Raw genomic sequence first — 18,009 nt, 5'->3', positions numbered from 1 at the left:
GAGTCACGCTATGTCCATTCCGCTCGACTATGAAACGCTGCGCATCCTGTGGTGGGCGCTGCTTGGCATCTTGCTGATCGGCTTTGCGCTGGCCGACGGGTTCGACCTCGGCGTCGCGTCCTTGTTACCGTTCGTCGCGCGCACCGATGAGGAACGGCGGATCGTGATCAACACGATCGGCGCGACGTGGGAGGGCAACCAAGTCTGGTTCATCCTCGGCGGCGGGGCGATCTTTGCGGCGTGGCCGTTCGTCTACGCGGTGAGCTTCTCGGGCTTCTACCTCGCGATGTTCCTGGTGTTGTCGGCGCTGATCCTGCGGCCGGTGGGGTTCAAATATCGCTCGAAACGGCCCGATCCGGCGTGGCGCGCGCGCTGGGACTGGGCGTTGTTCGTCGGCGGTTTCGTGCCCGCCTTGGTGTTCGGCGTCGCGGTCGGCAATGTGCTGCTGGGCGCACCGTTCCGGCTCGATAGCGATTTGCGCAGTTTCTATGATGGCAGCCTGCTCGGGCTGTTCACCCCCTTCACGCTGCTGGCCGGGCTGTTGTCGGTCGCGATGCTGGTGCTCCACGGCGCGGCATGGCTGACGATGAAGCTCGAGCCCGGCGTGGTGCAGGATCGCGCGCGCCGCTTCGGGCAGGCGGCGGCGGTGCTGACGATCGTTTTGTTCGCCGTCGGTGGCATGCTGGTGGCCTGGTCCGGCATGGGCTTCGCGCAGGTCGGTACGGTCGATACTGGCGGGCCGTCGAACCCGCATCTGACGCAAACCGTCGCGCGCGCGGGCGGGTGGCTGACGAACTTTACAGGCCATCCGTTGATGCTGATCGCGCCGATCCTGGGCTTTGTCGGCCCGCTCATCGCCTTGGTTGCGCTGCGCGGTCGCCGCTCCGTACTGGTCTTCGCCGGCTCCTCGCTCGCGGTCGTCGGAATCATCGCGACGGTCGGCCTGTCGATGTTTCCCTTCATCCTGCCGAGCTCGATCGATCCGGGCTCCAGCCTGACGGTGTGGAATGCGTCGTCGAGCCACGGAACATTGTTCACGATGCTGCTGGTGACGGCGGTCTTCCTGCCGATCGTGCTGCTCTACACCAGCTGGGCGTATCGCGTGATGTTCGGCCGCGTGATGATCGCGCAAGTCCGCGGCAACCCCGACTTTTATTGAGGACTCTGATCATGTGGTATTTTGCGTGGATTCTGGGCGTTGGCCTCGCCGTCTGCTTCGGTATCTTGAACGGCGTGTGGCATGAGTTTCACAGCGAGCCGATCGACCCGGCGGAATGATCAGGCGGCCGGGGCGTCCGACGTGTCGCCCACGATCTGCCACACTGCGATGAACAAGGCGGCGATTGCCGGGCCGATGACGAAGCCGTTAAAGCCCATCAGCTCGAACCCGCCAAGCGTCGAGATGAGCACGACATAATCGGGCATGCGCGCGTCACGCCCGACCAGGATCGGGCGCACGACATTGTCGACGCTGCTGATGATGAAGAAGCCACACAGGAACAGCACCACGCCCTGCCAGATCGCCCCGGTGGCGAGCAGATAGAGCGTCACCGGCACCCAGATCAGCCCGGTGCCGATCGCGGGGAACAGCGAAAAGACCCCCATCGCGACGCCCCATAGCAAGGCGCCCGGCAGGCCGAGCACCCAGAACACAATGCCGCCGGTCGTGCCTTGCAGGATCGCGACGATCAGGCTCCCCTTGATCGTCGCGCGGATCACCGCGACGAGTTTGGCGACCAGCACCGCCCGGTGCGCGCCCGTCAGCGGAAGCGCCGCTTCGATCCGCGCGACCAGCGCATGCCCGTCGCGCAACAGGAAAAAGGTCAGATACAGCATCACGCCGAGCGCGAGAAAGAAGCCGAACGCGCCCTGGCCGAGGTTCAACACTTGCGCGACTACGCTCTGGAGGCTGCTGGCGAAGCCCGCGCCGATCTTCGCGCGAAGACTGTCGAGATCGCTCAGGCCGACATCGAACAGCCAGCGCCGCATCCATTCGGGCATATGCGCCTGCGCCTCGACGAAGATACGACCCGGATCAATGTCGCCGCTGCGCAGGCGGGCGTAGAAGGTCGTTGCCTCGCGCACCAACGCCGCGCCGAGCAGCATGGCCGGGACGACCACTACAGCGGTGATGACGAGCAAGGTCGTCAACGCCGTCAGATTGCGTCGCCCGGGCAGCGCGCGCAGCAACCGCGTGTTGAGCGGGTCGAACAGCACCGCGGCGATCACCGCCCACAGAATTGCGCCCGAAAATGGCGCGACCAGCCAGAGGAAGGCGAGCGTCGACAGAACCACCAACGTCAGCAGGAATAGGCGCCCCGCCGTGATGCCGAGTGCCGCGCCGTCGTTCATCCGGCGGCCGGCAGACCGCGTCCCGGCGTCGGTGCCGTGCGCACCAGACCGCGCCGGACGAAGGGCTTGCACGCTTCTAGCAGCAGCAACAGCCCGAGCCCCAGAGCAACCGCGAAACCCATATCGATCCACGCGATCGACCCGAACTTCAGCAAGGTCTGCGCAGCCGGCAGAAACAGGATCAGCGCCGTCACCCCGACAATCGCCGTGCCGACATAGCGCAGCGCGGCATTGTGCCGGAGCAGCGCCTCGCCCAGCGACGCGCTGAACGAGCGGTTGACCAGGATCAGCGCGACAATCTCGGCGATCAGTGCGAAGAAAATCAGCGCGCGGACTTCGGCCTCGGGCATGCCCGATCCGCTTTCCGCCAGGAACACCGTCGCCAGCATCGCAAAGGCCAGCCCGCCCTGAAACACGCTCCACACGACCATCGGCAGCGAGAAAAGCGGTTCGGCGGGATCGCGGGGTGGGCGGTGCATGATGTCATCTTCTTCGCGCTCGGCCTCGAACACAAGTGCACACACCGGGTCGATCACCATTTCGAGCAGCGCGATATGGATCGGCCCGAACAGGATCGGCATCCCGAAAAGCAATGGCAGTAAAGCGAGGCCCGCGATCGGCACGTGCACCGCGAAGATGAACGCCATTGCCTTGCGGATATTGTCGTAGATGCGCCGCCCGAGCCGGACCGATTGCACGATCGACCCGAAATCGTCGTCGAGCAGCACCATGGCCGAGGCTTCACGCGCGACATCGGTGCCGCGTTTGCCCATCGCGATGCCGATATGCGCGGCCTTAAGCGACGGCGCATCGTTGACGCCGTCGCCGGTCATCGCAACGATGTCGCCGCCTGCCTTGAACGCCTGGACGATCCGCAATTTCTGTTCGGGCATGGTCCGCGCGAACACCGTGACGGTCTTCAGCCGCTCGGCCAGTGCGGTATCATCGAGTGCCGCCAGATCTGTGCCGGTAAGCACGTCGCCCGCGGCAATCCCGGCCTGCGTCGCGATCGAGCGCGCGGTCGCGGCATAATCGCCGGTGATCATCACCACACGGATGCCCGCGCTGCGGCATTCGGCGACCGCGCTCGGCACGCTGGCACGCAGCGGATCGGCGAGGCCGACCAGCCCGGTGAGCGTGTACGCATACCCAGCCTGTGTTTCCGCCCAGTCCCGGTCGGGCGCGGCGGCGGTCGCGACGGCGAGCACGCGGATCCCGCGCGTCGCCATCGCCTCGACCGCTTCGGTCAGCGCGGCGCGGGCTTCGGGCGTCAGCTTGCACAGGTCCGCAACGGCCTCGGGTGCGCCTTTCGCTGCGATCATCAAGGCCGTGCCATCGTCCCACACGTTCGACATCGCCAGCAATTCGGAGCGCAGTGCATAAGCGTAGGCGAGGCTCGCGCCCGACGTGCCGGTGCCACGGGCGGCATGCAGCGCGATCTCCATCGGGTCGGTCGCCTCGACCGCACTGGCCAGCGCTGCGATCTCGATCAGGTCGGTGAACGGTCCAGTCAACGGAGTGTCGGGGCCGACGGCGAAGATCTCCCCCGTCGGCAACCACAGTTCGGCGACCGACATGCGGTTCTCGGTCAGCGTGCCGGTCTTGTCGGTGCACAAAACGGTCGCCGACCCGAGAGTCTCGATCGCCGAGGCACGCCGCGTCAGCACCCCGACCTTGCCAATCCGCCACGCACCCATGGCGAGGAAGACCGTGAGCACGACGGGGAATTCCTCCGGCAGCATCGACATGCCGATCGCGATCCCTGCCAGCACCGCCTCGATCCAGCCACCGCGCAACAGCCCGAACAGCACTACAACGAGCATGGACACCGCCGCGCCACCGGCCGCGCACCAGGTGACGATCCGGGTGGTCTCGCGCCGCAGCCGCGGCGCTTCGGTCTCGAGCGTGCCGAGCGATTGACCGATCTTGCCGATCTCGCTGCGCGGACCGGTCGCCAGCACGCGCGCAATGCCGCTGCCGCGCGCGACGAGCGAACCGGAATAGACAAAAGGCTGACCCTCGCCGCCGGGACGATGCGGCGCGGCGGTCGTATCGGCAGCGCTGGCGATCTTGCCGACCGGCAGCGATTCGCCGGTGAGCAGCGATTCGTCGGTCTGGAGATCGGCGGCCGCGACCAGCATTGCATCGGCGGCGATCCGATCGCCTTGTTCGAGCACGATCAGGTCACCCCGCACCACATCGCGCCCGGCAATGCGAACGCGCGCGCCATCGCGAATGACGAGCGCGCGCGGTGCCGACAGGTCGCGCAGCGCCTCCAGGACATGTTCGGTCCGCGTTTCCTGCACCACCGTGACGACGACCGAGAAGGTCGCAAACGCCAGCAGGATCAGCGCTTCGACGCGGTCGCCGAGCAGAAGATAGGCAATTCCGCCCGCCAGCAGCAACGCCAGCATCGGTTCGCGCAACACTTCGAGCGCGATCCGCAGGATCGATCGTTGCCCGGCGCGCGGCAGTTCGTTGGGGCCATCCTGCGCAAGCCGTTCGCGCGCCGCAGCGGCGATAAGCCCAGTGCGCGGCGCGGACGCGCTCACCGCGACAGTAACACCGGCAAGCGCGGATGCTCGATCAGCGCGCGGGTGACGCCGCCAAACACCACTTCGCGCAACCGCGAATGGCCGAACGCGCCAACCGCCAGCAAGTCAGCGCCCTGACGCAGCGCGAAACCCTGAAGCGCTTCGGCATCGCTTTGCCCATTGGCGGCAATGGCGTGCGGCGTGGCGTCGAATCCGTGCGCGCGCAGATGGCGGACGACTTCGTCCGTGCTGTCGAGGATTGCAGGCAGGGCAGCCTCGTTGCGCCCGACTCCGACGACATCGACCTTGGCGTGGGGGGTGATCACCGCGATCAGATCGTGGAGCGCGCGGCGCGCCTCGCTCGTGTCCTTCCAGCCGATCATCGCGTGGTGGACCGGTGCCAGGCTGGTCGCGCCGCTCAGGATGATCAGTGGCGTGCCACTGCCCATGACGACGGTCTCGGCAATCCGTCCGCGCAGCCACGCGACCGCCCACAAATCGGCGTCGCCGATCAGGATCAAATCGGCGATCGGCCCGGCTTTTCCGGTACGGTCGGCGAGCATGAACAGATCGTCGTGGAGCCCGACCACGCGAACGGTTGCGTTCGAGGTCGCAACCATCGCGGAGACCGCCTCGATCCGCACGGCTTGATCGCGCGCGAGCTCGGCGGTGGGGATATACATTTCGGTCATCGGCGCGAGCGTCGGGATGAGGATCGGTCCGGCGCTCAAAATCTCGATCGTCAGCGTGGCCGCGAGGCGTTCAGCCAGCGCGCAGGCTGCATGGATGATCGGATCGGCCCGCACCGAATCGTCGATAACGAGCAGGATGTCCTTGATCATGGTTCGCTCCTTTGATCAGCGTCGAGGGTTCGACAGGCGCGCGTCCGCATCACGATGGCGAGCGCGTGCTGTCGGGCGGAATCCGCCGCAACCGGTCTACGCTGCTTGCGTGCAGCGGCCTTGTCATGGATCAAACGCTGCCGGCGAGGGACGAAATCTACGCAGCCGGCGGCGCGCAATCACTCGCCTTTGACCATTAGCCCCGTAGCGCGGCGATGCGCTGATCGACCCGGCGCTCCAGAATCGTGAGCGGCATCGCGCCTTCCTTCAAGATGTCGTGGAATTGCTTCAGGTCGAACCGGTCGCCGAGCGCGGCTTGCGCCTTGGCGCGTGCGCGCGTCCACGCCATGTGGCCGACCTTGTAGCTGCACGCTTGGCCGGCTTGCGTGCAATAGCGTTCGATCTCGCGCTGCGTGCGCGGGCGCGCAAAGCCAGTGGTGGCGACCATATAATCGGTCGCCTTTTCGCGGCTCCAGCGCTTGGCGTGAATGCCGGTATCGACCACCAGCCGCACCGCGCGGAACAGGAAGGATTGCAGATATCCGGCGCGCTCCAGCGGGGACGCATAGGCGTTGAGCTCGTCGGCAAGCTGCTCGGCATAGAGCGCCCAGCCTTCGGAGTAAGCTGAGAAGAAGCCGATCTTGCGCAGTGTGGGGATCGCCTGCGATTCCTGCGCGAGGCTGATCTGGAGATGATGCCCCGGCACGCCCTCATGAAACGTGAGCGAGGGCAGTGTATATTTTGGCCAGTCGCCGACATCCTTCAGATTGACGAAATAGATGGCGGGGCGTGACCCGTCGAGCGAGGCGCGGTTATAATAGCCGTTCGACGCACCATCCTGAATCTCGACCGGCACGCTGCGGATTTCGAGCGGCTGCGTCGGTACCGTGGTGAAAGCTTGCGGCAGTTTGGCGTACATCGCCTTCACCCCGGCATTGAGACCGGCGATCAGCGCGGCGCGGCCCTCTGCGGTATTGGCATAGACCTGATCGGGCGCGACGTTCAATTTTGCCAGCCGTTCGCCGACGGTGCCATTGGTATAGCCTTGCGCGCGCAAGATGGTGTCGAGCTGTGCGGTGATCTCGGCGACTTGCGCGAGGCCGAGGGCGTGGACTTCGTCGGGCGTCATCGTCGTGGTCGTCGCCTGGGCGAGCGCCATCGCATAGATCGCCTCGCCATTCGGCACGCGCCAGATGCCGTCGCCCGGCTTAGTCGTGGGCTTGAGCCGTTCGATCAACGCGATTTGGCGGTCGAGCGCGGGGTAGATCTTGTCGCTGACGATCTTCGCGGCGCGCGTTTGCCAGTCGCCGGCGATGCCCTTGGCGGCGGCGCGCTTGACCAAAGATTGCACGATGCTCGCGCTTTCCGCCGGTTGCTCGCGCAGCTTGCGCATCTGGCCGAGCGTCAGATCGAGCGACCATGCGGGGGCGAGAAGCCCGCGCTTTGCTTCCTCGGCTTGCAGCACGCTTTCCTGATCGAGCACGGTGGCGAATTGTTCGAGCCGCGAAAGGTACGCCTCGGCATCCGCCGTCACCGCGATCGTATGCGCGGTGTTGAGAAAATCGGGGGTCGAGAAATAGGCACCACCTTGTTGGAAGATGCGATACGGGCGGATCGGGCTGTCGATCCCGAAGCGATCGGCCGAGGCGATTTGCGTGCCGAGCGAATAGCGCACGACCTCGAGATTGAGCTGCGCCGCGGGCGAGAGGTTCGCCGCCGGGAACTTCGCCAGCCGCGCGAGCGCCGCCTTGGTCTGCGCGACATCGGCCTGGCGTTTGGCAACCGTACGCGGCGACAGCATACCCTTGGCAGCGACAAGCGGCCCCTTGTCGAGCCCAAGCGAGGTGGCCAGCTCGGGCGAACGCGTTACCGCATCCTGAAAGATCCGCTCGAATTCGGCATTGAGCGCGGCATCGCCCGCCCCCGCCGCCGCAAACGCCTTGGCGGGAAGCAACGAAGCGGTCAGCGCCGCAGCGCCCCCTGCGGCCAGCATTTGACGACGATCCATGCAGCAACCCCTTGATAGACAGGGGGGTGTTCTAGCCGGGGTTTGCGCCATGGCGCCAGTGCGGAGTGGGTCAGGCCGTCGTAATCTGCACGATCGCATCGACCTCGACCGCCGCGCCGAGCGGGAGCGACGCGACGCCGACTGCGCTGCGGGCGTGTTTGCCGGCGTCGCCGAACAGCGCGACCATCAGATCCGATGCGCCATTGGCGACCTTGGGCTGGTCAGTGAAATCGGCGGTCGAATTGACGAACACGCCCAATTTCACGATCCGCTCGACGCGGTGCAGCCCGCCGAGCGCGGCCTTGATCTGCGCGACGAGCATCAAGCCGCAGGCCTGCGCGGCGGCGGTGCCCTCGGCGAGATCGACCGATTCACCCAGCCGTCCGGTGATCACCGCGCCATTGCGAAACGGCAATTGTCCGGAAATGTGCAGCATGCCGTGTGCATTGACGGTGGGGACATAGGAGGCGACCGGCGCGGCGGCGGCGGGGAGGGCGAGGCCGAGTTCGGCAAGTTTGCGATCGACACGTTCGGTCATGCGGGAATCCTTTCAGGGACGGTAGCCGGCACGCCGGCGGAGAAACGCTCGGTGATCCAGGCTTGTGCGGCTTGCCAGTCGTCGATTCGCGCATGCGCGTCGGCGGCGGGCGCGACATGTGGGGCAAGGCTTGGCTCGGACACCATGTGGAGCCGGAACACGCCCGACGCGTGCTTCGCGACGGAGGTGTGGTGCACCGCGAGATCGTCGACGAACACGGTAACGGGATGGCCGAATTCGGCGACCAGCCGCGCCACCGGATCGCCCTTGCCGCCCTGATTGGTCTCGACCCGATACTCCATATCGTGCCCGAGCAATTGCGCGATGCGCGGCGCACGATTGTGATCGGCGAGATTGGTCAGGATCACCACATCGGCCACTTCCGACAATGCGGCGAGCGCTTCGCGGGCGTGTGGCACCAGCGTCTGGCGGCCCATCTCATTGGGGAAAAAGCCGTGGAGCAGCTCCCACATCTCCTCCTGCGTCGGCGACGGGCCGCCATCCCGGCGGCGCATGCTCGAGGCGAAATCGCCGCCGTCGATCGCGAAGTCGATATCGTGACGCTCGCGCAGCCAAACGCCGAAATGCCGCACCATGTGGAGCAGCACTTCGTCGCAATCGCAGATCAGCAGACCCTTCATTCGTAATACTCCGGATCGAGCGCGGCACGGGCCGCGACGATCGCCTGTGGGGGTTCGCCGAGGTCACTCGCGCAGGCGAGCAAATCGGGTTCATAATTTTCGAGGAAACCGAGCACCGCTGACAGCACCGCCGGTTCTCCGGCGCGCGCACGCAGATCCTGCGGGTCGAGGCCGGTGGTGTCGAGCAGGCGTTGCGCACGATCGGGCTCGGCCAAAATCCACACCAGCGCGCGCAGAGCGATCTGTGCCGCGTCGGGATTTGTTTTGGCGTCGCGCATTGCGTAGGAAGCCCCATGGACGAAGAGATGGCGGAAGATAGCCCCGCGGTGGCAAAAAGGGTGCTCGTTGTCGAGGACAACGAACTCAACCTCAAACTTTTCTGCGATCTGCTGCGCGCGCACGAATATACGACCGAGGGAGTGCGTGACGGGCGCGAGGCTGTGGCGGCGGCGCGGGCCTTCGCGCCCGACCTGATCGTAATGGATATTCAGCTGCCGCATGTCAGCGGCTTTGACCTCATCGTGCAGTTGAAGGCCGACGACGCTTTGCGCAGCATCCCGATCATGGCTGTGACGGCCTATGCCGGGCGCGAGGATGAGGAACGCATCCGCGCGGCGGGGGCGGACGCTTATGTGTCGAAGCCGATTTCGCTGATGCGCTTCGTCGATGCGGTGCAGGCGTTGCTCAAATCCGATTAGCGGCGCTCATCGGTGGTGCGCGGTAGCGCATTGACAACGCCGGACGGCGGACGGGCTATCGCCCGATCCGACCGACGGCGTGGCTGTGCCACGCCGGGTGAGAAGCTGTAAGAAGTGTTGAACTCGCCGCGGCAAAGCCGCGTCGTCGGTCGTCGGCCAGCCGACGCCGGCCGGTAACGTTGGTGCTGCGCACCGCCCGGACGTAGCCGGGCTCCAACGTTACTTGATCTTGGCTTCCTTGAACTCGACATGCTTGCGCACGACGGGATCGTACTTGCTGAAGCTCAGCTTTTCCGTCTTGGTGCGCGGGTTCTTCTTGGTGGTGTAGAAAAAGCCGGTGTCCGCCGTGCTGACGAGCTTGATCTTGACCGTGGTCGGCTTTGCCATGACCTGAATTCCTGTGATTACGAAAAGGAAAAAGCGGCGAACCGGTCGCCGCTCCCAAGCGCTGCCCGATGGCGGAAGCGGGTCGCGATGTCAAGCATGGCGGTCGTTTTGCGATGGGTTAAGGCGATGTTTACCCGTTGTGGCGCAGCGTAGCACGCAGAGAGGTGTTAGCGATGGATGCTGCATACGCCACACGCGATCCGGTCCAGGCCGAACTCGCCGCGCGAGTCGCGGGGATCGGTCACCGCGCCCGGACCGTGTCGATCGCGACGCTCGCCAGCGAGGTCGATGCGATTCGGGCGGCAGCCCTCCCGCATGGCCTGTATCCCGCCGTCGCGGTGACGCACGCGATCGAAGCGGCGCTGGCGCGCGGCGAGCGTGGGGCCTTGGTGATCGGCTGGTTGGACATCCTGCGCGATGCGGTGGCGTGCGACCGGCACGACGGCCCTGCCTGCGAAACCTATCTCGCCGCCTGTTCGGTTCGGCTGAGCGGCTGACGCACGCCACATGGATGCGTTGATGGCCGCGCTCGTTGCGGCGCTCCTGACCCAGGCGAGCGACCGCACGCCGTGGACTGCGGCGATGCTCGGCGATCGCTATGCCAACAAAAGTGCAGTGATCGCCGCGACCGCGCTCGCGCTCGCGCTCGGCAATGCGCTCGGCGTCGTGGGGGGCGTGCTTATCGCGCCACTGCTGTCGCCCAATGCGCAGGGTCTGTTGCTGGCGGTGGCGCTGGTGTCGGGCGGAATCACCGCTTTCTGGCCGCTCAGGCCCGCCAAACACCGCGACTGGCGCGGCGGCGCGTTTCTCTTGAGCCTGATCGCGATCGGCCTGCTCGGGTTTGGCGATCGGATGCAATTCATCACGGCAGCGCTCGCCGCGCGCAGCGAGACGCCGGCGCTTGCCGCGGTCGGTGCGACGCTGGGTGCGTTGGCGGTCACCATCCCGGCGATTGTGCTGGGCGAGCGCAACCTGCGCCGCTTGCCGACCGTGGCGATACGGCTGAGCGCGGCGGCAGCGCTGACCGCCTTTGGCGTGGTGCAGGGGCTGGCGGCGCTGCGGCTGATCTAGGCGCTCGATGGTCACGATCGAAATTAGTCTCGGTCGGCCCGGACCCAATCCGCCATCGGATCGTTTCCGCAACGAACCATCCCACAGGAGATACATTGTGGCCGCCGACGCACCCAAGACCCCGACCGATTTGAAGACCCCCAGCGACCTGACCAGCAACGCGACCAAGACCGTTGCCGAGGCGCTCAACGGCATCCTCGCCGACACCTTCGCGCTGTATCTCAAGACCAAGAATTTTCACTGGCACGTCTCTGGCCCGCACTTTCACGACTATCATCTGATGCTCGATGATCAGGCGACTCAGATCTTCGCCGGAACCGACGACATTGCCGAGCGCGTACGCAAGACCGGCAACACCACGCTGCGCTCGATCGGCGACATCGCGCGCCATCAGACGATCAAGGACAATGACGCCGATTTCGTCGGGCCGGATGCGATGCTGAGCGAATTGCGCGACGACAATCTCGCGCTCGTCGCCGCGTTGCGCGAAGCCAAAGATATCGCCGATGAAGCCAAGGACAACGCGACCAGCGCGATGATCGACGATTGGACCGATCAGGCCGAGCGCCGCGCCTGGTTCTTGTTCGAGGCCGGCCGCAAGGGCTGATCTGGTTACATGGGCGCTGGCGGAACGCACCGCCAGCGCCCATGTTAAAGCATTATGCGCGCCTTTGCCGATCTTCTCGACCGCTTGATCTACACGCGGTCCCGCAACGCCAAGCTCAAGCTGATCGTCGATTATCTGCGCGCGACGCCCGATCCCGATCGCGGCTGGGCGATGGCGGCATTGACGGGCGAGCTCGATCTGCCGGGCGTGAAACCCGCCGTGATCCGCGCGCTGATCGAGGCGCGGGTCGATCCGGTATTGTACCGGATGAGCCGCGATTATGTTGGCGATTCGGCCGAGACGATCGCGTTGCTGTGGCCGACGCCGCCATTCACGCGCGACACCGAACCGCTGAGCATCGCGCAAGCGGTCGATCGCCTCTCCGCCCTTTCCCGATCCGATACGCCGGCGGTGCTGGCCGGGATGCTCGACCGGCTCGATGCCGATGAGCGCTTCGCCTTGCTCAAGATGGCGACCGGGGCGCTTAGGATCGGCGTGTCGTCGCGGCTTGCCAAGACTGCGCTGGCGCAAGCCTTCGACCTCGATGTCGAAGCGGTCGAGGAAGTTTGGCATGGCATCGATGCGCCCTACACCGCTTTGTTCGATTGGGCCGAGGGCAGGGGCGCGCAGCCGACCGCTGCCGATGTACCGGTGTTCCGCCCGTTCATGCTCGCACATCCGCTGGAGGATTTGCGGGTCGATCTTGCCGACTATGCCGCCGAGTGGAAATGGGACGGGATTCGCGTCCAGATCGTCCATGTGGCGGGGCAGACCCGGCTCTTTAGCCGCACTGGCGACGACATCACCGCGAGCTTCCCGGAAGTGGCGCGCGATTTCACGACGTACGGCGTGGTCGATGGTGAGTTGATGGTGAAGGGCGACGCCCAAGGGACTGCGACCGAAGAAGGCGGCGCGGCGAGCTTCAACGCGCTCCAGCAAAGGCTCGGGCGAAAGGTTGTGTCGGCGAAGATGCTGGCCGAGGCGCCGGCGTTCGTGCGGCTCTATGATATCCTGTTCGATGGTGCGGAGGATTTGCGCGGCTCGCCATGGTCGGACCGTCGCGCGCGGCTTGAATCATTTGCCGGGGCACTCGATCCGGGTCGGTTCGATCTCAGCATGGTGATCGTCGCGGAGGATTTTACTGCGCTGGAGAGTATCCGCGCCGGCGCGCGCGATGCCGCGATCGAGGGGGTGATGCTCAAGCGCCGCGATTCCCCGTATGTCGGCGGGCGCAAAACGGGCCTGTGGTACAAATGGAAGCGCGATCCGCTGACCGCCGATTGCGTGATGATGTACGCGCAGCGCGGAAGCGGGCGGCGCTCGTCTTTCTATAGCGACTATACCTTCGGCTGCTGGACCGAGACGGGCGAGTTGTTGCCGGTCGGCAAGGCCTATTCGGGGATTACCGATGAGGAATTGAAGCGGCTCGACCAGTTCGTGCGCAACCATACGACCGGCCGGTTCGGCCCGGTGCGCGAGGTCGAAAAGACGCTGGTGCTCGAGATTGCGTTCGATTCAATCCACGAGTCGAAGCGGCACAAATCGGGGGTCGCGATGCGCTTCCCGCGCATCGCCCGGATCCGCACCGACAAGCCTGCGGGCGAAGCGGATACGGTGGCGGGCCTCAAGCGGATGATCGTCTGAGCCCTCGACTTGTGCCTGCAACCTTCTACGTTGCTGAAAAAATATAGGGGACACGATGCGCACCTTCCTGATCGCTGCCATGGCTTTGCTCACCGCAAACACGGCAAATGCCGAAACCTTCGCGATCCAGGCGGGGCATCTGATCGTCGATGCCTCCAAGCCCGAACGCGGCGCCTCCACAGTAATCGTCACCGATGGCAAGATCGTGCGGATCGACGATGGCGCGACCGCGCCCGACGGCGCGACCGTGGTCGACATGCGCACGCAAACCGTGCTGCCTGGGCTGATCGACGTGCATGTCCATTTGACCGGCAATGCGGGGGAGCCGTGGTATCAGGGGCTGACCCCGAAATATTCCGAACCCTATGCCGCGACGGTCGGCCTGAAGAACGCGCTGATCACCGCGCGCGCCGGGTTCACGACGGTGCGCGATCTCGGCGGCGGGGCGCTCGCCAGCCTGGCGATGCGCGATGCGGTGAAGGAGGGCAGCTTCCCCGGTCCGCGCATTTTGGTCGCGGGGCCGGCGCTGTCGATCATTGGCGGGCATGGCGATGGCACGGTCGGGCTCAACCCCGATCTGCGCGCCGCGATCGATGCGACGGGCGAGCAATTCTGGGTCTGCACCGGGCCGCAGGAATGCGCCAAAGCGGTGCGGCGGATCGCAGCGTACGGCGTCGATGTGATCAAATTCCATGCGACCGGCGGCGTGCTCGACGATGGCAAGATCGGGCTCGAACAGCATTTTACCGATGAGGAAATGAAGGCGATCTGCGATACCGCGCACCAATTGGGGCTGAAGGCGGCGGCGCATGCGCATGGCGCCAAGGGCATCGCCGCGGCAGTGCGCGCCGGGGTCGATTCGATCGAGCATGGCACGTTCATCGACGATACGGGCGTCGCGTTGATGAAGGCGCACGGCACCTATTACAGCGGCACGCTGATGGCGTTCAGCGGCTTGCAAATGTATCTCGGCACCGGGCGCTACACCGCCAATACCGAGGCGAAGGGCCGCGCGACGCTCGCCGTCTGGGGCAAGGGCCTCAACCGCGCCTATAAGGCGGGCGTGCCGATTGCGCTCGGCACCGATGCCGCGGTCTTCCCGCATGGCCGCAATGGCGAGGAGCTCGGTCTGATGGTGAGCAAGGGCGGCATGACCCCGCGCGACGCGCTGATCGCGGCGACCAAGGGTGGGGCGGACTTGCTCGGCCTGTCGGCGGAGACGGGGACGCTCGAGGTGGGTAAATCGGCCGATCTGATCGCGGTGACGGGCGATCCTTTGGTTGATCCGGCGGCGGTGCTGCATGTCGGCTATGTGATGGTGCAGGGCCGCGTGATCCCGATGCGGTAGCGTGACAGCGGAAGTCGCGCGGGGTACCTATTCCTCATGAACGATTTCCGCACGCTTTACCCTGAGATAGAACCCTATGCGACGGGGATGCTCGACGTCGGCGATGGACACAGCATCGCCTATGAGCGGTGCGGGACGCCGGGCGGAACGCCGGCAGTGTTCCTGCACGGTGGCCCCGGCGGTGGCATTTCGCCCAGCCATCGGCGGTTGTTCGATCCGGCGCGCTACGACGTGCTGCTGTTCGATCAGCGCGGCTGCGGCCGGTCGACGCCGCACGCTTCGCTCGAGGCGAATACGACGTGGCATCTCGTCGCCGATATCGAGCGGCTGCGGGCGATGGTCGGGGTCGAGCGCTGGCTGGTGTTCGGCGGATCGTGGGGGTCGACGCTCGCGCTGGCCTATGCCGAGACGCATCCCAAGCGCGCCAGTGCGTTGATCCTGCGCGGGATCTATACCGCGACGCGGCCTGAACTCGCGTGGTATTATCAGTTTGGCGTGTCCGAAATGTTCCCGGACAAATGGGAAGCGTTCGTCGCGCCGATCGCCCCCGAAGAGCGCGGCGATATGCTGTGGGCGTATCGGCGGTTGCTGACCGGCGACGATACGGCGCGGCAATTGGAAGCAGCCAAGGCGTGGACGCTGTGGGAGGGTGAGACGGTCACGCTACTGCCCGATCCGGCCCTGTCCGATGCGTTTAGCGACGGCCATTTCGCGCTTGCTTTTGCGCGGATCGAGAACCACTTTTTCGTGCATGATGCGTGGCTGGAGGACGGCCAATTGTTGCGCGATGCGGGGCGGTTGCGCGGCATTCCAGGCACGATCGTCCATGGCCGCTACGACATGCCATGCCCGGCGCGTTATGCCTGGGCGCTGCACAAGGCGTGGCCCGAGGCCGATTTTCACCTGATCGAGGGCGCGGGCCATGCCTATAATGAGCCCGGCATCCTCGATCAGCTGATCCGCGCGACCGATCGCTTCGCCGACGGCTGAGCGCTTGCGCGGTGCTTGCGTCGGGGGGCCGCGACGGGCAGGCGCCGTCGATGGCCCCCTTCACGCTTGCCGCCCTGCTGATGATCGCGTCCGGGTCGATCCACGCCGTCGTCAACGCGATCATCAAGGGTGGGCGCGATAAGGCGGCGGGGCGCGCGATCACCGATGCGACCGGTGCGATCATCCTGCTACCCGCGATCGCCTTTGTGCCCTTGCCGACTGGCGCGTGGGGCTGGCTGGCGGCGAGTGCGGTGCTGCACGCCATCTATCTCTACGCACTGGTCCGCGCCTACGCGATCGGCGATCTTTCGGCGGTCTATCCGGTGCTGCGTGGCACCGCACCGCTGATTACCGCGGGGGTGTCGATCGGCATATTGGGGGATCATGCGACCAAGGGGCAGATCGCCGGGATCGCGGTGATCGGCGCGGCGATGTTCGTGATGGTGTCGGGCAAGCATATCGGGCGGGCGGCGCTCGGCTGGTCGCTGCTGACCGGCGCGCTGATCGCGAGTTACACGGTGATCGACGCGATCGGCGTGCGCGCCGCGCCCACCCCGGCGAGCTATATCGTCTGGGTCTTCGTGCAGATGGGCTTCGTCGTCGTCGCCTTGTTCGGTGTGTTAACCCGGGGTGGCATCTTCACCTCGGCGCGGGCGCAGTGGAAGCCGGGGATGATCGCGGGGCTGCTGTCGGTGTTCACCTATGGCGGCGCGGTTTATGCCTTGTCGTTGGGACCGACCGCACCGCTCGCCGCGCTGCGCGAGACGGGGATGGTGACCGCGTTGCTGATCGCGATCCTGGTGTTGAAGGAACGCGCGACCTGGGGACGGGTGGTTGGCGTGCTGGGAATTCTGGCGGGGGCGGCGTTGATTCTGGTGGGGTGAGAGCTGCGGAAGTTTAGGCTAAGGTTAGGCATAGACGCGGTGCTCGACGGTCCGCGATGGTAGGTGGGCGCGGGCGGACAGGGCGTGTCGGAGAACGCCTGATGGACCCGCGCTAAAGTCACAAAGGTTACGCCATCCACGCTGTTCTTCACTGCGCGGGGACGGCCTGACGAATCGACGGTTTGAAAGAGCCGCGGCGATAGTGACAGACTCGACTGATGTAGGACAGCGGAGGTCGGGTGCTGCTGGAAAACTGCTGTTGGCGGGCATTTTGGAGAACGATTTCTTGCGTGCCCACGCCGTTCAAACGTCCACGAATTTCACTGCCAGACCCGGCTCGGCCCCGAAGAGCATCGGACTCATCTTTCAGATCAACGAGTGCGGAATTCTCGCCTCCGCATCGTCTTAGGATCGGCGGAGAAAAGGTTGCTGCGCCGCGGATCGGGCAACCGAGCCGGGGTTTTGCCCTTACATCTCGGCTCGACGAAAGTTTCGGGGAGGCGATGCGTGGGGGGTGAGTTCGAGGCGTTAAAGCGGGGGATTTCATGACCGACGACGAGATGAGGCGGATCGTCTGTCGCCATATGCAGGGCGCTTTTGATTGTTTTGGTGCCAGCGACGACAGTGGCCATGTGCTTCGCTTCTTCGCCGAAGTGGACGCGATTGCTGCACGGCTGTCGCCGCCAGATGCAGCCGAGATGCGTGATCAAGCCCGGTGGATTTTAGAGGATTGGTTCGACTCGATGCGGCAAGTTCTTAGCGAAACTCGAAATGCGTCGAGTTACACGCAGCCGCGCCACCATCGCGCCGGGACGCCCCGTACCGTAGATCGGACACGGCTCCGCACAAAAGTATCGAAGACCGTTAGCGCCCTATTGCGCGTGTTCCGTTGAGCCATATCGGGGAACGTCCGAAATTCGACGCAACCGGACTCACGCTATTTCGCCCAACTCGCTAGCCAGTCTGCCAGTGCCTGCGGGGTGAGGGTGCGGGCGTCGGCGAGCGCAGCGGTGTGGCCGGGGTTGCGCAAGGTATCGGTGCGCGGGTCGATGATCAGGACGCTCGGGACGCCGCCGCCGAAATGATCCTTCAGGCCGTATTTCGCGGCGATATCGAGATTCTTGTCGAAGCGGCCGACATCGACGATGACGATCTCATAATGTTTGGCGAGGAAGCCGCGCAGTTCGGGCAACTCCATCGTTCCGGCGAGCAAGCGGCAATCGAGGCACCAGTTTCCGCCGAGATCGATCAGCAGCAGCTTGTGCGCCTTGATCGCGCGAGTCCGGGCGGCGGCGATTTGCGTCCTGGCGTTGGCGGCTTCGTCGTACGGGACGGGGAGGGGTGTTGCGAGCTGTTCGAAGCTGGTTGCAGCGACCCGTGGCGCGGGGGCGCCCGTTGCCGGGACAGTGAGCGTTACGGCGAGGAGGGCGATGAGGGCGGGGCGCATTTGGCAAATCCTTAGGCA

General features: G+C 65.4%; 20 protein-coding genes. 11 read left to right on the top strand and 9 right to left on the bottom strand.

What is annotated here, in order from left to right; genetic code table 11:
• Nucleotides 1–10 precede the first annotated feature (10 nt).
• Both cydB and cydX read left to right on the top strand, forming a co-directional pair.
• Nucleotides 11–1,159: a cytochrome d ubiquinol oxidase subunit II gene (gene cydB, locus IEV62_RS05580; protein WP_188445883.1), complete on the top strand. Its 1,149-nt coding sequence runs from the start codon at nucleotides 11–13 to the stop codon at nucleotides 1,157–1,159.
• An 11-nt stretch (nucleotides 1,160–1,170) separates the two neighbouring features.
• Nucleotides 1,171–1,278, top strand: coding sequence for a cytochrome bd-I oxidase subunit CydX (cydX, locus tag IEV62_RS05575; RefSeq protein WP_188445882.1), 108 nt, complete (start codon nucleotides 1,171–1,173; stop codon nucleotides 1,276–1,278).
• Here the strand turns inward: cydX and IEV62_RS05570 are convergent, their stop codons facing one another.
• The 7 genes from IEV62_RS05570 to IEV62_RS05540 all read right to left on the bottom strand — a co-directional run bounded on the left by IEV62_RS05570 (nucleotide 1,279) and on the right by IEV62_RS05540 (nucleotide 9,193).
• A complete protein-coding gene (locus tag IEV62_RS05570) occupies nucleotides 1,279–2,352 on the bottom strand; it encodes an AI-2E family transporter (protein WP_188445881.1) in 1,074 nt (357 codons plus the stop codon). It lies immediately after the preceding gene.
• Nucleotides 2,349–4,904 (bottom strand): cation-translocating P-type ATPase, encoded by a 2,556-nt coding sequence (locus tag IEV62_RS05565; protein ID WP_188445880.1) that lies wholly within the window; start codon nucleotides 4,902–4,904, stop codon nucleotides 2,349–2,351. The genes IEV62_RS05570 and IEV62_RS05565 overlap by 4 nt, the downstream gene beginning before the upstream one ends.
• On the bottom strand, nucleotides 4,901–5,728 hold the full coding sequence (locus IEV62_RS05560) for a universal stress protein (protein WP_188445879.1): 828 nt from the start codon (nucleotides 5,726–5,728) through the stop codon (nucleotides 4,901–4,903). The genes IEV62_RS05565 and IEV62_RS05560 overlap by 4 nt, the downstream gene beginning before the upstream one ends.
• Nucleotides 5,729–5,924: 196 nt before the next feature.
• A complete protein-coding gene (locus IEV62_RS05555) occupies nucleotides 5,925–7,736 on the bottom strand; it encodes a DUF885 domain-containing protein (RefSeq protein WP_188445878.1) in 1,812 nt (603 codons plus the stop codon).
• Nucleotides 7,737–7,806: 70 nt separating this feature from the next.
• Entirely contained in the window at nucleotides 7,807–8,274 is a 468-nt protein-coding gene (locus IEV62_RS05550) for a RidA family protein (RefSeq protein ID WP_188445877.1), read from the bottom strand.
• A complete protein-coding gene (locus IEV62_RS05545; protein WP_188445876.1) occupies nucleotides 8,271–8,915 on the bottom strand; it encodes an HAD family hydrolase in 645 nt (214 codons plus the stop codon). The genes IEV62_RS05550 and IEV62_RS05545 overlap by 4 nt, the downstream gene beginning before the upstream one ends.
• Nucleotides 8,912–9,193, bottom strand: coding sequence for a DUF3572 domain-containing protein (locus IEV62_RS05540; protein ID WP_188445875.1), 282 nt, complete (start codon nucleotides 9,191–9,193; stop codon nucleotides 8,912–8,914). Before IEV62_RS05540 ends, IEV62_RS05545 begins: the two co-directional genes overlap by 4 nt.
• A gap of 48 nt (nucleotides 9,194–9,241) precedes the next feature.
• On the opposite strand from IEV62_RS05540, the gene IEV62_RS05535 reads away from it, so the two are divergent.
• Nucleotides 9,242–9,613: a response regulator gene (locus IEV62_RS05535; RefSeq protein WP_188445964.1), complete on the top strand. Its 372-nt coding sequence runs from the start codon at nucleotides 9,242–9,244 to the stop codon at nucleotides 9,611–9,613.
• 219 nt (nucleotides 9,614–9,832) lie between these two features.
• Here the strand turns inward: IEV62_RS05535 and rpmG are convergent, their stop codons facing one another.
• The gene (gene rpmG / locus IEV62_RS05530) at nucleotides 9,833–10,000 is read right to left on the bottom strand and encodes a 50S ribosomal protein L33 (protein ID WP_010162189.1); all 168 of its coding nucleotides are present in this window, start codon (nucleotides 9,998–10,000) and stop codon (nucleotides 9,833–9,835) included.
• A 173-nt stretch (nucleotides 10,001–10,173) separates the two neighbouring features.
• Here rpmG and IEV62_RS05525 point away from each other — a divergent pair, with 173 nt between their 5' ends.
• The 8 genes from IEV62_RS05525 to IEV62_RS05490 all read left to right on the top strand — a co-directional run bounded on the left by IEV62_RS05525 (nucleotide 10,174) and on the right by IEV62_RS05490 (nucleotide 17,437).
• The gene (locus IEV62_RS05525; protein ID WP_188445874.1) at nucleotides 10,174–10,497 is read left to right on the top strand and encodes a hypothetical protein; all 324 of its coding nucleotides are present in this window, start codon (nucleotides 10,174–10,176) and stop codon (nucleotides 10,495–10,497) included.
• A 22-nt stretch (nucleotides 10,498–10,519) separates the two neighbouring features.
• Nucleotides 10,520–11,071, top strand: a complete 552-nt coding sequence (locus IEV62_RS05520) for a TMEM165/GDT1 family protein (RefSeq protein WP_229732838.1) — start codon at nucleotides 10,520–10,522, stop codon at nucleotides 11,069–11,071.
• Nucleotides 11,072–11,168: 97 nt separating this feature from the next.
• Complete coding sequence (locus tag IEV62_RS05515) at nucleotides 11,169–11,678, top strand: Dps family protein (protein ID WP_229732837.1); 510 nt, start codon at nucleotides 11,169–11,171, stop codon at nucleotides 11,676–11,678.
• Nucleotides 11,679–11,732: 54 nt separating this feature from the next.
• Nucleotides 11,733–13,322, top strand: coding sequence for a cisplatin damage response ATP-dependent DNA ligase (locus tag IEV62_RS05510; protein WP_188445871.1), 1,590 nt, complete (start codon nucleotides 11,733–11,735; stop codon nucleotides 13,320–13,322).
• Nucleotides 13,323–13,377: 55 nt separating this feature from the next.
• Nucleotides 13,378–14,670 (top strand): metal-dependent hydrolase family protein, encoded by a 1,293-nt coding sequence (locus tag IEV62_RS05505; protein ID WP_188445870.1) that lies wholly within the window; start codon nucleotides 13,378–13,380, stop codon nucleotides 14,668–14,670.
• Nucleotides 14,671–14,706: 36 nt separating this feature from the next.
• Nucleotides 14,707–15,660: a prolyl aminopeptidase gene (pip, locus tag IEV62_RS05500; protein ID WP_188445869.1), complete on the top strand. Its 954-nt coding sequence runs from the start codon at nucleotides 14,707–14,709 to the stop codon at nucleotides 15,658–15,660.
• A gap of 50 nt (nucleotides 15,661–15,710) precedes the next feature.
• Nucleotides 15,711–16,544: an EamA family transporter gene (locus IEV62_RS05495; protein ID WP_188445868.1), complete on the top strand. Its 834-nt coding sequence runs from the start codon at nucleotides 15,711–15,713 to the stop codon at nucleotides 16,542–16,544.
• A gap of 545 nt (nucleotides 16,545–17,089) precedes the next feature.
• The gene (locus tag IEV62_RS05490) at nucleotides 17,090–17,437 is read left to right on the top strand and encodes a hypothetical protein (protein ID WP_188445867.1); all 348 of its coding nucleotides are present in this window, start codon (nucleotides 17,090–17,092) and stop codon (nucleotides 17,435–17,437) included.
• Between the two features lie 44 nt (nucleotides 17,438–17,481).
• Here IEV62_RS05490 and IEV62_RS05485 read toward each other — a convergent pair whose 3' ends face one another.
• The gene (locus IEV62_RS05485; RefSeq protein WP_188445866.1) at nucleotides 17,482–17,991 is read right to left on the bottom strand and encodes a thioredoxin; all 510 of its coding nucleotides are present in this window, start codon (nucleotides 17,989–17,991) and stop codon (nucleotides 17,482–17,484) included.
• Nucleotides 17,992–18,009: the final 18 nt, after the last annotated feature.

This window comes from Sphingomonas psychrolutea, assembly GCF_014636175.1.
GTDB lineage: Bacteria > Pseudomonadota > Alphaproteobacteria > Sphingomonadales > Sphingomonadaceae > Sphingomonas > Sphingomonas psychrolutea.
Note: the sequence above shows the minus strand (reverse complement) of the source record. Positions and strands in the feature narration are given on the sequence as shown.